14 protein-coding genes are annotated in these 12720 nt (G+C 63.9%); 4 read left to right on the forward strand and 10 right to left on the reverse strand.

Annotated elements, in window-relative coordinates:
* Positions 1-127 precede the first annotated feature (127 nt).
* Together ACFCW2_RS05710 and ACFCW2_RS05715 are read left to right on the forward strand one after the other, a co-directional pair.
* Complete coding sequence (locus tag ACFCW2_RS05710; protein WP_379548662.1) at positions 128-475, forward strand: hypothetical protein; 348 nt, start codon at positions 128-130, stop codon at positions 473-475.
* Positions 448-1242, forward strand: coding sequence for a metallophosphoesterase family protein (locus ACFCW2_RS05715; protein ID WP_379548663.1), 795 nt, complete (start codon positions 448-450; stop codon positions 1240-1242). Before ACFCW2_RS05710 ends, ACFCW2_RS05715 begins: the two co-directional genes overlap by 28 nt.
* Positions 1243-1332: 90 nt before the next feature.
* Here the strand turns inward: ACFCW2_RS05715 and rpsI are convergent, their stop codons facing one another.
* From rpsI to ACFCW2_RS05735, 4 genes are all read right to left on the reverse strand, one after another.
* On the reverse strand, positions 1333-1974 hold the full coding sequence (rpsI, locus tag ACFCW2_RS05720) for a 30S ribosomal protein S9 (RefSeq protein WP_379548664.1): 642 nt from the start codon (positions 1972-1974) through the stop codon (positions 1333-1335).
* Complete coding sequence (gene rplM / locus ACFCW2_RS05725; RefSeq protein WP_379548665.1) at positions 1974-2453, reverse strand: 50S ribosomal protein L13; 480 nt, start codon at positions 2451-2453, stop codon at positions 1974-1976. The genes rpsI and rplM overlap by 1 nt, the downstream gene beginning before the upstream one ends.
* 173 nt (positions 2454-2626) lie before the next feature.
* Positions 2627-3328, reverse strand: coding sequence for a hypothetical protein (locus ACFCW2_RS05730; protein WP_379548666.1), 702 nt, complete (start codon positions 3326-3328; stop codon positions 2627-2629).
* Entirely contained in the window at positions 3325-4386 is a 1062-nt protein-coding gene (locus ACFCW2_RS05735) for a COX15/CtaA family protein (RefSeq protein ID WP_379548667.1), read from the reverse strand. The genes ACFCW2_RS05730 and ACFCW2_RS05735 overlap by 4 nt, the downstream gene beginning before the upstream one ends.
* Before the next feature lie 144 nt (positions 4387-4530).
* Here ACFCW2_RS05735 and ACFCW2_RS05740 point away from each other — a divergent pair, with 144 nt between their 5' ends.
* A complete protein-coding gene (locus ACFCW2_RS05740; RefSeq protein WP_379548668.1) occupies positions 4531-4914 on the forward strand; it encodes a MerC domain-containing protein in 384 nt (127 codons plus the stop codon).
* A 16-nt stretch (positions 4915-4930) separates the two neighbouring features.
* Positions 4931-5920 carry a sulfur carrier protein ThiS gene (gene thiS / locus ACFCW2_RS05745; RefSeq protein WP_379548669.1) on the forward strand — a complete coding sequence of 330 codons (990 nt, stop codon included), beginning with the start codon at positions 4931-4933 and terminating at the stop codon, positions 5918-5920.
* A gap of 409 nt (positions 5921-6329) precedes the next feature.
* On the opposite strand, the gene ACFCW2_RS05750 is transcribed toward thiS, so the two are convergent.
* From ACFCW2_RS05750 to rfbC, 6 genes are read right to left on the reverse strand one after another with little or no spacing between them, the layout of a single operon-like run.
* Complete coding sequence (locus ACFCW2_RS05750) at positions 6330-6743, reverse strand: DUF3035 domain-containing protein (protein ID WP_379548670.1); 414 nt, start codon at positions 6741-6743, stop codon at positions 6330-6332.
* A complete protein-coding gene (gene lspA / locus ACFCW2_RS05755) occupies positions 6743-7279 on the reverse strand; it encodes a signal peptidase II (RefSeq protein WP_379548671.1) in 537 nt (178 codons plus the stop codon). The genes ACFCW2_RS05750 and lspA overlap by 1 nt, the downstream gene beginning before the upstream one ends.
* Positions 7276-10185, reverse strand: a complete 2910-nt coding sequence (ileS, locus tag ACFCW2_RS05760) for an isoleucine--tRNA ligase (RefSeq protein ID WP_379548672.1) — start codon at positions 10183-10185, stop codon at positions 7276-7278. The genes lspA and ileS overlap by 4 nt, the downstream gene beginning before the upstream one ends.
* A gap of 49 nt (positions 10186-10234) precedes the next feature.
* Positions 10235-11086, reverse strand: coding sequence for a dTDP-4-dehydrorhamnose reductase (gene rfbD, locus ACFCW2_RS05765; protein WP_379548673.1), 852 nt, complete (start codon positions 11084-11086; stop codon positions 10235-10237).
* A gap of 4 nt (positions 11087-11090) precedes the next feature.
* On the reverse strand, positions 11091-12131 hold the full coding sequence (rfbB, locus tag ACFCW2_RS05770) for a dTDP-glucose 4,6-dehydratase (RefSeq protein ID WP_379548674.1): 1041 nt from the start codon (positions 12129-12131) through the stop codon (positions 11091-11093).
* Positions 12132-12134: 3 nt separating this feature from the next.
* Entirely contained in the window at positions 12135-12698 is a 564-nt protein-coding gene (gene rfbC / locus ACFCW2_RS05775) for a dTDP-4-dehydrorhamnose 3,5-epimerase (protein ID WP_379548675.1), read from the reverse strand.
* Between the last annotated feature and the right edge of the window lie 22 nt (positions 12699-12720).

The raw sequence follows: 12720 nt of genomic DNA on the forward strand, positions 1-12720 counted from the left end.
TCCTTCTCCTTGGGTGCGGGCTCTCCTGGGGGAGGAGGGGGAATTGAACCCGCCCGATTGGTAATAGGGGAAAGGGGTGCGGCGCGCGCCCGACCTTCGATTGGGCGCGTCACCGGGTCGACTGCGGATGCAGCGTCCCGACCGATGGATTAGTCTTGCCGACGAAGCGCTCTTTGCAATCGACCGGCGAATGGCCATGTTGGAGCGGATGGCAATTCTCGCAATATTCCTGCTCGGCATCGGCAATTTCGCCATGCACAAGGCTGTTCTGGAAAGCGGCCACCCCCTGATCGGACAGGTTCCGTGGTTCGTCCACATGATGGGCGGGCGCATCACTTTGCTGTTCGAGTTTCTCGTTCTGCTCGCCGCGCTGCTTTTGGCGGCCAATGGCTGGCCGGGTCTGGCGTGGGGCTATCTGGCCTATTCCGCGCTCAACGGGCTGGCCGCATGGCTGATCCTGACGCGGCGGGTCTGAGGCCCCCAGTGACGGCAACCGTGACCGCTACGCGCCTGTTCCACGTCAGCGATGTGCATTTCGGGGTGGAGAATCCCGACGCAATGCGCTGGTTTGCGGATGCGGTCGCGGCGGAGCAGCCCCACGGCGTGATCTGCACCGGCGATCTGACCCAGCGCGCCACGCACGCGCAATATGACGCCGCGCGTGAATGGTTCACGGGGCTAGGCGTGCCGGTCATGGTGCAGCCGGGCAATCACGACATGCCCTATTACAATCTGTGGGAGCGGTTTCGGCGGCCCTACAAGCGCTTCGGCGCGCTGGAGAAGGCGGTGGGGGCGCGGCTTTCCTTCGACCATGCGGTCATCATCCCGCTCGACACCAATGTCCCGGCCCAGTGGCGCTGGCCATGGTCGGACGGGGTCGTAAAAGCGGCCAAGCTGGAGGCGGCGCTGGCAGATCTTGGCAGGCTGTCAGGCGATCCGCGGGTCAAGATTATCGCATGCCACCACCCTCTGCTGCCCAAGACGGACGGCGAGGCAAACCCGACGATTGGCGGCGATGAAGCTTTTGCTGCGCTTGCCAAGGCGGGCGCGGACGCGGTGCTGACCGGCCATGTCCACACGCCGTTCGACATGGAGCGCGCGCGCGGCAATCACGCGATGCGGATGATCGGGGCAGGCACGCTCTCCACTCGCCTGCGCGGTGCGCCGCCATCCTATAATGTCGTGACGATTGCTGCCGATGGTGCGGTGAAGGCGGAGCGACGGGACTTCACGCTCGATTGAGGCTCCACGTTGAAGCAGGAATAAAAAAGGGCGACCCCTTCGCAGGAGCCGCCCTCTCTTGGTGATGTGGTGGCCCATAGGGCCCAGCCATTAACGCTTCGAGAACTGGAAGCTCTTGCGCGCCTTGGCCTTGCCGTACTTCTTACGCTCGACCACACGGCTGTCGCGGGTCAGGAACCCGGCGGCCTTGATCGTGCCGCGAAGTTCGGGCTCGTACTTGCTCAGTGCCTGGCTGATGCCGTGCTTCACCGCGCCGGCCTGACCGGACAGACCGCCGCCGCGCACGGTGGCGACCACGTCATACTGGCCCTGACGTTCGGTAATGGCGAAGGGCTGGTCGAGGATCAGACGCAGCGTCGGACGTGCGAAATAGGTTTCCTGATCCTTGCCGTTGACGGTGATCGTGCCCTTGCCGGGCTTCACCCAGACGCGGGCAACCGCATCCTTGCGGCGGCCGGTGGCATAGGCGCGGCCCTGCTGGTCCAGCTCCTGCTCGCGCAGCGGCGTAGCGGGGTTGTTGGCAATCGCCTTCGCATCCGCATCCGGCGCATCACCGGCAATCGCGCCGAGGTCGGCGAGATCGGTGACGGTTTCAGCTTTCGCTTCAGGAGCAGCTTCCGCAGCTTCAGAGGCGCCTTCGGGCGCAGCCTCAGCCGTTTCCTCAACCTTGGGTGCTTCAGCTTCGGCGCCTTTGGTTTCGGGGGTTTCTTCGGGTTTCTTGTCGTCAGCCATCACGAAGTAGCCTTGTTCTTGCGGTTCATCGAGGCAACGTCGAGCGTCTTCGGCTTCTGGCCGTCATGCGGATGCTCGGTGCCGTTATACAGGTGCAGGGCGCGCATCTGGTCGCGGCCCAGCGGCCCGCGCGGAATCATGCGCTGCACAGCCTTTTCCAGCACACGCTCGGGGAAGCGGCCTTCCAGCACTTTCGCCGGGGTCGTTTCCTTGATGCCGCCGGGGTGGCCGGTGTGCTTGTAATAGGTCTTGTCGGTCATTTTCTTGCCGGTGAACTTCACCTTGTCGGCATTGATGACGATCACGTGGTCGCCGCAATCGACATGCGGGGTGTAGCTCGGCTTGTGCTTGCCGCGCAGGTGGTTCGCGATGATCGCGGCCAGACGGCCGACAACCAGATTTTCGGCATCGATAATGTGCCAGTCTTTTTCGACCTCTGCCGGTTTGATCGACCGGGTCGCTTTGGTGAGCGCCTTCATGGCTGGTAAGTCCTTATGTCTCTTGTCGTGGATGCGGAGCGTAATGGCCCGCCTGCGCAGCGTGCGGTGCACCTGCGCGATCCGGGCGGGCAGATGGCTGTGAAGTGCGTCTAAGTCAAGCTGGAAGCGGGATTGGCGCAAGGTAACATGATACCGTGCGTTTTTTGGGCGGGTTAACCGGTGGGTGTCAGAACCCAGGTTTCGACCGATTCGCTGGTGGTCAGGCCCGCTCTGGTCACGACGCTGCGCCGCGCGGTCTGCAACAGTCCCGTTTCCGGATGGGCAGTGGCCGATTGCTCGATTGTAACGCTTCCCGCAGAGCCATCGGGCAGAGTGATGGCAATGGTTTCCGGCCCTTGCGGGGGAACAGGATAGAGCAGATCGCGCGGGATCCGCCCGAGATGCTCGGCCGAGGCAGCCGCCACCTGCGCGACAAAACTGTGCATGGCATCGGCGGCAGCCGGATCGGGCTCCAGTGCCGTTATGATCGCTGCGGCGGCTTCCTGCATTTCCAGCAGGGTGCCTCCGTTCTTCTGCCCTGCCGAAGGCTGGATCAGACCGTCAGGGCTCATAACCAGCGGGAACATGCCGGTTTCGACCCGCTTTTCTTCCAGCCGGGCCAGCGCCGTCAGGGCAGGCGGCGCGTCGACCGCAACGCTCGACTGCTCGCCATCCATCCGCAGGTCGCCCTGCTCGACAACAAACCGAACCGTCCAGCATCGCTTGACGCCCAGAACTGCTCCGTCCTCCAGAGACCGGACCAGTTCGCGGCAGAGTTCATGCGGACCCTGCGGAGCGATCTGTGCAGACAAAGGCTGGTGCAATCCGCTGGCGAGGAGAGCGGCTGCCGCCAGACCTATGGCCGGGATTTTCACGCGGTCCGGCCAGCGACATGCGCGGCCCAGGCGAATGCGGCGACCAGCAATGCCCCCACCAATTGGTGGGCGACGGCGATCCACAGCGCCACGCCGGTCATCACCGTCGCTATGCCGAGCACCATCTGCACGCCAAGCAACGCGTTGAGCGCCGCCGAGGGGTTGCGGCTGAGCTTCTTCACGTGTCGCGCGAACAGCAGCACAGCGACAAACGCGACCCACGCCCACCAGCGATGGAGGAAGTGGAGCAGATAGGGATCATGGGTGACGGCCCAGAACAGACCCTTGGCTGTGTCATATTCCGGAATGACCCGCTCCTGCATCAGCGGCCAAGTGTCCGACGCATGGCCGGCATTGAGCCCGGCCACCCATGCGCCGAGCAGCAGCTGGATGAAAAGTATGGCAGCCGCGATGATCGCAAGGCCGGTCAGCCGGGCGGGGCGGGCATCCTTCATCTGCGCGAGCCGCCGCAGATCCAGCGCGGTCCAGATCAAGCCGGCAAGTGTGAAGAGCGCGGTCAGCAGATGGATCGACAGCCAGAAATGGCTCACATCCGTCATCTCGCCCGACAGGCCGGAGCGGACCATGAACCACCCGAACGCGCCTTGCAGCCCGCCCAGTGCCAGCAGCGCGAGGAGGCGCGGCTTGTAGCCGGCGGGGATCATCTTGCGCACCCAGAAGAACGCAAGCGGCAGTGCGAAGGCTAGCCCGATCAGCCGCCCGATAAAGCGGTGAAACCACTCCCAAAAGAAGATGAATTTGAAATCGGCCATCGTCATTCCGGCGGGCCCCGCCTCGAACCGGTATTCCGGTGTCGCGCGGTACAGGTCGAATTCGGCCTGCCACTGCGCCTCGGTGAGCGGGGGCAGGGTTCCGGTAATCGGCTGCCACTGGGTGATCGAGAGACCCGATTCGGTCAGCCGGGTAATCCCGCCGACCATCACGATCCCGACTATCATTGCCGCCACGACAAACAGCCAGCGCGCCAACAGATCGGGGCGCGCGGAGGATGCGTAAGCGGGTGTGCTGGAAGGGGCAGGGGCAGCGGTGGTGGCCATGCAAAGCTTATTGGGGGCGCAGTGCCCGGCTTGCAAGCGCGGCCAAAGGGTATGGGACCAATGGCCAGTACAATGCCTAGTCCAATGGCTGACCCAAGGGCCGCACTTGTATCATGATACACTATACCATATATCGCCCGCACGATGAGTCGTCCCATCAATCCCATGCGCCAACGGCTGGACCGGGCTGGCATTGTCCTGTCGGGCCTGTGCGCCGTGCATTGCCTCGCGAGCATCGCGGTGGTCTCGGCGCTCGGGCTGGGTGGGCAGTGGTTCTTCGCGCCGGAGATCCATCGCTGGGGGCTGCTTGTGGCGCTGATTGTTGCCGCAGTCACCATCGGCTGGGGCGCCATGCGCCACCGCCGCCGCGCGCCTTTCGTTGTTGCCATGATGGGGCTGAGCTTTATGGGCGGGGCTCTGGCCGCGCCGCACGGGCTGGAAGAGGCGGTTCTGACGATTATCGGCGTGGCGCTGGTGTCGCTCGGCCACATCCTCAATCTGCGCCCGCACTTGTCTGGCCAGCGCTGAACGCTATCTCGCTCCCATGAGCGATACCAAAACCCTCACCGTCAACGGCGACAGCCGCACCACCTCTGCCGCCACCATCGCGCAGCTTGTCCAGGAGCTGGGCCTCGCGCCGGAGAAGGTCGCGGTTGAGCATAATGGCGTGATTGCCCCGCGTTCGACACTCGCGGATGTGGAGCTAGGCGAGGGCGATTCGCTGGAGATCGTGCATTTCGTCGGCGGCGGCGATGCGGCGCAGGATGATGACACATGGTCGGTCGCAGGCCGCACCTTCACCTCGCGCCTGATTGTCGGCACGGGCAAATACAAGGATTTCGAGCAGAACGCCGCCGCGCTGAAGGCGAGCGGGGCGGAAATCGTCACCGTCGCCGTGCGGCGCGTGAATGTCAGCGATCCGGGCGCGCCGATGCTGACCGACTTTATCGATCCGAAAGAGACCACCTATCTGCCCAACACGGCGGGCTGCTTCACGGCGGACGACGCAATCCGCACTCTGCGGCTGGCGCGCGAGGCGGGGGGCTGGGATCTGGTCAAGCTGGAAGTGCTGGGCGAGGCCCGCACGCTCTATCCCGACATGCGCGAAACGCTGAAAGCGACCGAAGTGCTGGCCAAGGAAGGCTTCCATCCCATGGTCTATTGCGCCGACGATCCCATCGCCGCGCAGCAGCTGGAAGAGGCGGGCGCGGTCGCCATCATGCCGCTCGGCGCGCCGATTGGCAGCGGGCTGGGCATCCAGAACCGCGTGACCATCCGCCTGATCGTCGAAGGCGCGAAGGTGCCGGTGCTGGTCGATGCCGGCGTCGGCACGGCTAGCGATGCGGCGGTTGCGATGGAGCTGGGCTGCGATGGGGTGCTGATGAACACCGCCATCGCCGAGGCGAAGGACCCGATCCGCATGGCCCGCGCGATGAAGCTCGCCGTGGAGGCGGGGCGCGATGCGTATCTGGCCGGGCGCATGGCAACGCGGAAATATGCCGACCCGAGTAGCCCGCTGGCGGGGTTGATTTGATTTACGAACCCGCATCCGCGGGTTCATCCTCGGTGCTGTTTCGACCCGTTCCGGGTCGAGCACCTGCGGGCGGGCAGTCGCCCTTGCGGCCCGCTGGTCGCGGGCCGGAGCAGCGCTTGCCGCTGAAGCAATAGATAAAATCCCGCTCATCCTGAGCTTGTCGAAGGATCGCACTTTTCTTCTAGCACTTGGCTTGAAACCGGGGCCCTTCGACAGGCTCAGGGCGAACGGATCTGGGAAAGAGCGCCCTATAAGACGATAGAGGCTATTGGATCAGAGTGGCCCGGGACCGTAAGGTCCCGCAAGGCCGACTGGCCGCCCGCAGCGACGCGCCCGTCAGGGCGCATGAGCGAGGAAGCAAGCGGGGCGGATGCCCCGCGCCCGCAGCGCCAAGCAAACAAAAAAGCTTTTATCCCGCAGGGATAACAGCTTGCGCCGCTTGCCCGTCGCCTTCGGGCGCGGCGATGATGTCGCGGGTTACGCGGCCCTTGGCCACGGTGTTGGTCCGCTCGCTGCCGACAGCCGAGCGGATGCCCGGTACCGCTTCGCCTGCGCGGTCCAGGACGCTGGTTTCCACGCTGGAGCGCGGGGCCGGGCCACCGAACAATACGTCGAGCGCCTGCTCGCTGGCCGTGCCGCCTGCCGGGCGGGGTGCGCCTTCGGACGGGGGCACGAGGTTGAAGTCCGGCGGGACCACCAGCGGCGCCTGACGCTGAACGGCAAACTCGTCCGGACGGTCGCGGTCCAGCAGACCGCCACCGCCGCAGCCCACCAGGGCCAGGGTCGAGAGGCTGAGAATAGCGGGCTTCAGGGCATTACGCATCAATTCGTCTCCGTAGACGCGGCAACCGCGTCCTTTGGTGTGTCCTCTTCACTGTCGCGCAGGAAGAAGGAACGGGCAAGGATTATCAGCACGCCAATGGTGATCGCGGCATCGGCGACGTTGAAAATAAGGAACGGGCGGAACTCGCCGATATGCAGATCGGCATAGTCGATCACATAGCCCCAGGTGTAGCGGTCATAGATATTCCCCAGCGCGCCGCCGAGGATCATTGCGAGGCCGAGAATGTCGCCCATCGCCCGTTCGCGCAGCATCCAGACGAACACCACGCCCGCGATCAGCGCGGTCACCAGCACCAGCATCCAGCGCATTTCCACGCTGGTCGCCTCGAACATGCCGAGCGACACGCCAAAATTCTGCGTCCAGCGCAGGTCGAAGAACGGGATCAGCTCGATCACGCCTTTCTCGCGCAGCTCCAGCGGCACGCGCACCAGCCATTTGATATACTGGTCCACCGCGCAGATAATCAGCGCGATTCCGAGGCCGATCAGGCGGTTCTTGGTGAAGATACCGCTCATCCCACCACTCCTTCGCAGCGGCTGCACAGCGCGCCGTCTTCCGCCACGGAGGGCAGCAGGCGCCAGCAGCGGCCGCATTTGTCTTCGGAGGAACGGGTGACCATCACCTCCCCTCCATCGCTGCGCGTGACTGACGCGCAAATGAACAGCTCTGCCAAAGCTTCATCGGAAAACCCCTCGGGTACGTCCGCAGCGGGCACGGTGACGTCCGCCTCGTTGCTGGAGCGGATGGTCTTCTCCCGCCGCAAGGGCTCGATGGCTTCGGTCACACGTTCGCGCAGATTGCGCAGCTTTGCCCAGCGGTCGCCGGTAATCGGCACCTCGGGCACCGGCGGCCATTCCAGCAGGTGCACGCTACCGCCGTCAGGATAGCGTGTGCTCCACACTTCCTCGGCGGTGAACACCAGCACGGGCGAGACATAGCGGACCAGCGCGTGGAACAGAATGTCCAGCACGGTGCGATAGGCGTTGCGCGTGGTGCTCTCCGGCCCATCGCAATAGAGCGTGTCCTTGCGGATATCGAAGAAGAAGGCCGAGAGGTCCTCGTTGCAGAAATCGACCAGCAGGCGGGTGTAGGTGTTAAAGTCGAAATCATGCACCGCCTGCTTCAGCTTGCCGTCCAGTTCGGACAGCAGGCCGAGCACATAGATCTCCAGCTCCGGTACTTCGCCCGTATCGCCCGCATCGCCGATAAACCCGTCCAGCGCGCCCAGCAGATAGCGGAACGTGTTGCGCAGGCGGCGGTACTGGTCGCCCACGCCTTTGAGGATCTCGTCCCCGATCCGGTGGTCTTCGGTGTAATCGACGCTCAGCGCCCACAGGCGGATGATGTCCGCGCCGTATTGCTCCATCACCTTGTTCGGATCGGTGGTGTTGCCCAGCGATTTGGACTGTTTGTAGCCCTTGGAATCCATCGTGAACCCGTGGGTCAGCACTGCCTCGTAAGGCGCGCGGCCTCTGGTGCCGCAGCTTTCCAGCAAAGACGACTGGAACCAGCCGCGATGCTGGTCGCTGCCTTCCAGATAGAGATCGGCGGGGCTGGTCAGTTCCGGCCACTCGTCCGATTCGAGCACGAAAGCGTGGGTGGAGCCGCTGTCGAACCACACGTCGAGAATGTCGGTGACCATCTCGTAGTCGTCCGGGTTGCGATCCGGGCCGAGAAACTCTGCGGCGCGGCTTTCTTCCCACGCATCGACGGTATCGGCGGCGATGGCCGTCTGGATGCGGTGGTTGACCTGGGGATCGACCAGCAATTCGCCGGTTGCGCGGTGCACGAAAAGGGCGAGCGGCACGCCCCAGGCGCGCTGGCGGCTGATCAGCCAGTCGGGGCGGCCTTCGACCATACTGCGCAGGCGGTTGCGGCCCTTCTCCGGCACGAAGCGCACCCGCTCGATTTCCGACAAAGCGCGCTCGCGCAGGGTGGGGGAAGCGCACAGGGTCTCGTCGGCGGGATCAATCGCGCCGCCTTCGCCTTCCCAGCCCTTTTCGGCCTGCGTTTTGGGCGTGATGTGCTCCAGCGTCTCGTCGATCGCGATGAACCATTGCGGCGTGCAGCGATAGACGACCTTGGCTTTCGAGCGCCATGAATGCGGGTAGCTGTGCGCGTAATCTGCGCTCGCGCTGAGCAGCGCGCCCGCTTCGGCCAAGTCGGAGCAGATCGGCCCGTCGGGCGCATTGAAGGGTTTGTTGATCACGCTGCGGCGGCGGTCATCCTCGCCGCCCAGCCACAGCCAGTCGTCGCGATAGCGCCCGTCGCCCATCACAGCGAAGACCGGATCGATGCCGTTCGCCTTGCACAGATCGAAATCGTCCTCGCCGTGATCGGGCGCCATATGGACAATGCCGGTGCCGCTGTCGGTGGTGACGAAATCGCCAGCGAGCATCGGACGCGGCTTGGCGTAGAACCCGCCGAGATGGTGCATCGGGTGGCGGACGATGGTTCCGGCGAGGTCGGAGCCTTTGCCTTCCCAAAGCTCGGTCACCTGAGCCTTAACCGAAGATCCGGCATTTCGCTCAAGAAACGCCGCTTGCAGCGATTTCGCAATTAGCAGCTGAAAGTCCATCGACCCACGACCGGACGATGCACCGATGCTCGGCGCGAAAAAACTCGCTTTAAGAAGCACATATTCAATTTCCGGCCCATAGGCCAAAGCCTGATTCACCGGAATCGTCCAAGGTGTCGTCGTCCAGATCACCGCATGCGCGCCGACTAGTTCGGGGATACCGCTCTCGACAATCTCGAACGCCACGTCGATCTGCGGGCTGTCGGTCAGGTCCTGATATTCGACCTCTGCATCGGCCAGCGCGGTTTCCTCCACCGGCGACCACATCACCGGCTTCGCACCGCGATAGAGCTGGCCGGTCTCGGCGAATTTGTGCAGTTCGGCGACAATCGCGCCCTCCGCTTCGGGGCGCATGGTCAGATAGGGTTTGTCCCACCGGCCCTGAATGCCGAGCCGCTTCAGCTGCTCGCGCTGAACATCGACCCATTTCTGGGCGTATTCGCGGCATTCGCGGCGGAATTCCTTGGCCGGAACGTCCTTCTTGTTGCGCTTCTTCTTGCGGTAGAGCTCCTCCACCTTCCACTCGATCGGCAGGCCGTGGCAATCCCAGCCCGGCACATAGGGCGCGTCCTTGCCCAGCAGGCTTTGCGAGCGGACCACCGTGTCCTTCAGCACATGATTAAGCGCGTGGCCGATATGCATGTCGCCATTGGCGTAGGGCGGGCCATCGTGGAGGATGAACTTCTCGCGCCCGGCGCGGGTTTCGCGCAGTTCCTCGTACAGCTTCTCGTCCTGCCAGCGGGCCAGAATACCCGGCTCCTTCTGCGGCAGACCCGCCTTCATGGGGAAGTCGGTCTTCGGCAGGAAGACGGTGTCTTTATAGTCTGGCTTGTTGTCGGGCATGATGGGGTGGGCGGTTAGGGCATAATGCAGGGCGGATAAAGCCTGCTTGTCAGCGCGCCGCGCCGAGTTCTTGCAGGACTTCGCGCAAGGCGGCGTGCCAGTCGGGCCGGTCGATCCCGAATGCGGCCCGTGTAGCGCTGCAATCCATCCGCGAATTGAGCGGGCGCGCGGCGGGTGTGGGATAGGCGCTTGTGGGGATGTCCTCGACCTTCACAGCCTTTCCGCTTGCCTCGAAGACTGCTCGCGCAAAGTCTGCCCAAGTCGTGTCGGGGCTGCCGGAGAAGTGGTAGGTGCCGCTCTTCTCGGGCGCGGTGGCCAGTTGATGGGCGATGTTGTGGCACGCTGCGGCAATGGCGCGTGCCGGGGTTGGCCCGCCATGCTGGTCGCCCACAACCGTCAGAGACTTGCGGGTCTCGGCCAAACGCAGCATGGTTTTGACAAAATTGTTGCCATGCGCGGAGAAAACCCAACTGGTGCGCAGGATGGCATAAACGCCGCCCGCGCCGCGTACTGCGTCCTCGCCCGCCAATTTGGTCCGGCCATAAGCGCCCAAGGGGCCAGTGGGATCGGAGGGATTAAACGGCATGTCGCCCCCGCCTTCGAAGACATAATCGGTCGAGATGTGGACAAAAGGCACGCCCTTTTCGGCAGCGACGCGTGCCATCGCAGCAGGCGCGTCTGCGTTGGTCACCTGAGCAGCGGCTTCGTCCTCCTCCGCCTTGTCGACCGCAGTGTAGGCCGCTGCATTGATGACAGCTGCGCACTCGGTCTCGCGGATTAGAGTGGCGCAGGCCTCTGGATCGTTCAAATCCGCCTCGGCCCGCGAGAGGGAGTGCACTCCATCGAGCTTTGCCAGTTCGATACCGACTTGCCCAGTGCTGCCGAAGACGAGGATGGTCACAGCTTCAGGCCTTGGTGCCGAGCCGCTGGCCGACGCCAGTGCGTTCCCGCAGCGCGCGCCACCAGTCCTCGTTTTCCAGATACCAATCAACGGTGGCGGAGAGGCCTTCCTCCAGCGTCACGCTCGGTCGCCAGCCGAGTTCGGTGCGGATCCGTTCCGGGTCGATGGCATAGCGCATATCGTGCCCCGGCCGGTCGGTAACGAAGGCGATTTGTTCTTCGCGGGGGGTGTTTCCCGGACGTTTTTCATCGAGCAGTCGGCAGATCGTGCGCACGATGTCGATATTCTTCGCCTCGTTCTCGCCGCCGATATTGTACGTACGGCCCAGCGCGCCCTTGCCCAGCACAGTCAGCAGAGCGTCGGCGTGATCCTCGACATACAGCCAGTCGCGCACATTCTCGCCCGCGCCGTAGACCGGGATGTCCTCGCCCGCCAGCGCCCGCAGGATGACCACGGGAATCAGCTTTTCGGGGAATTGGAACGGACCGTAATTGTTGCTGCAATTGGTGACGATCACCGGCAGGCCGTATGTTTCGGCCCATGCCCGCGCCAAATGGTCGCTGGCGGCTTTGCTGGCGCTGTAGGGGCTGCGCGGATCGTAGGGCGTATCCTCGGTAAACATGCCGGTTTCGCCGAGCGAACCATACACTTCGTCGGTCGAAACATGGTGGAAGCGGAAGGTTTCCGGCTTGCCCGCCTGCGTCCAGTACGCGCGCGCTGCCTCCAGCAGATGAAACGTGCCCATGACATTGGTGTCGATGAAAGTGCCCGGCCCGTCGATCGAGCGGTCGACATGGCTCTCTGCTGCTAGGTGCATGATCGCATCGGGCTGGAACCCGCCGATCACCCGGTCGAGCGAATCGCGGTCGCGGATATCGACCTGCGCGAAGCTGTAATGCTCGCTGGTCGATACGCTCGCCAGATTGTCGAGACAGGCCGCATAGGTCAGCGCATCGAGCGCGCAGACATCATGGCCCGCCGCAATGGCCTGACGGGTCACAGCCGATCCGATAAATCCGGCGGCGCCGGTGACGAGCAATCTCATGGTTCAGTTCTCATATTGGAAGGGCGTGCCCGTTTCGGCCAGCGACGGTGCAGCGGCGTCCTTCGCGGAAAGCACGGCATCCTCGCGCGCAATGCCCCAGTCGATGGCGAGATCGGGATCGTCGAAGCGGATGGTGCCGTCGCATTCGGGGGCATAGAAATCGGAGCATTTGTAGAGCAGCTGGGTGTCCGCCTCCAGCGCCACAAAGCCATGGAGGAAGCCCGCCGGGATAAACAATTGCCGGCCATTCTCGGCCGACAATTCCACCACGATGTGCTCGCCATAGGTCGGCGAGCCTTGGCGGAAATCGACCGCGACATCGCGCACCGCGCCCGCTGCGACGCGGACCAGTTTCGCCTGCGCATGGGGCGGCGATTGGTAATGCAGCCCGCGCACTGTCCCTGCTTCGCGGCTGAGCGAATGGTTGTCCTGCACGAAATCACAAGTGATCCCGGCCTCGGCCAGCGCGCGCTTGGAATACACCTCGCTAAACCATCCGCGATCATCGGCGAACCGGCGCGGGGTCAGGATGAGGCAACCGGGCAGGGCGGTTTGTTCGACTTGCATGGAAGATGAAGGTCCTGAGTCT

This window comes from Qipengyuania algicola (genome assembly GCF_042492175.1).
Taxonomy (GTDB): domain Bacteria; phylum Pseudomonadota; class Alphaproteobacteria; order Sphingomonadales; family Sphingomonadaceae; genus CAJXSN01.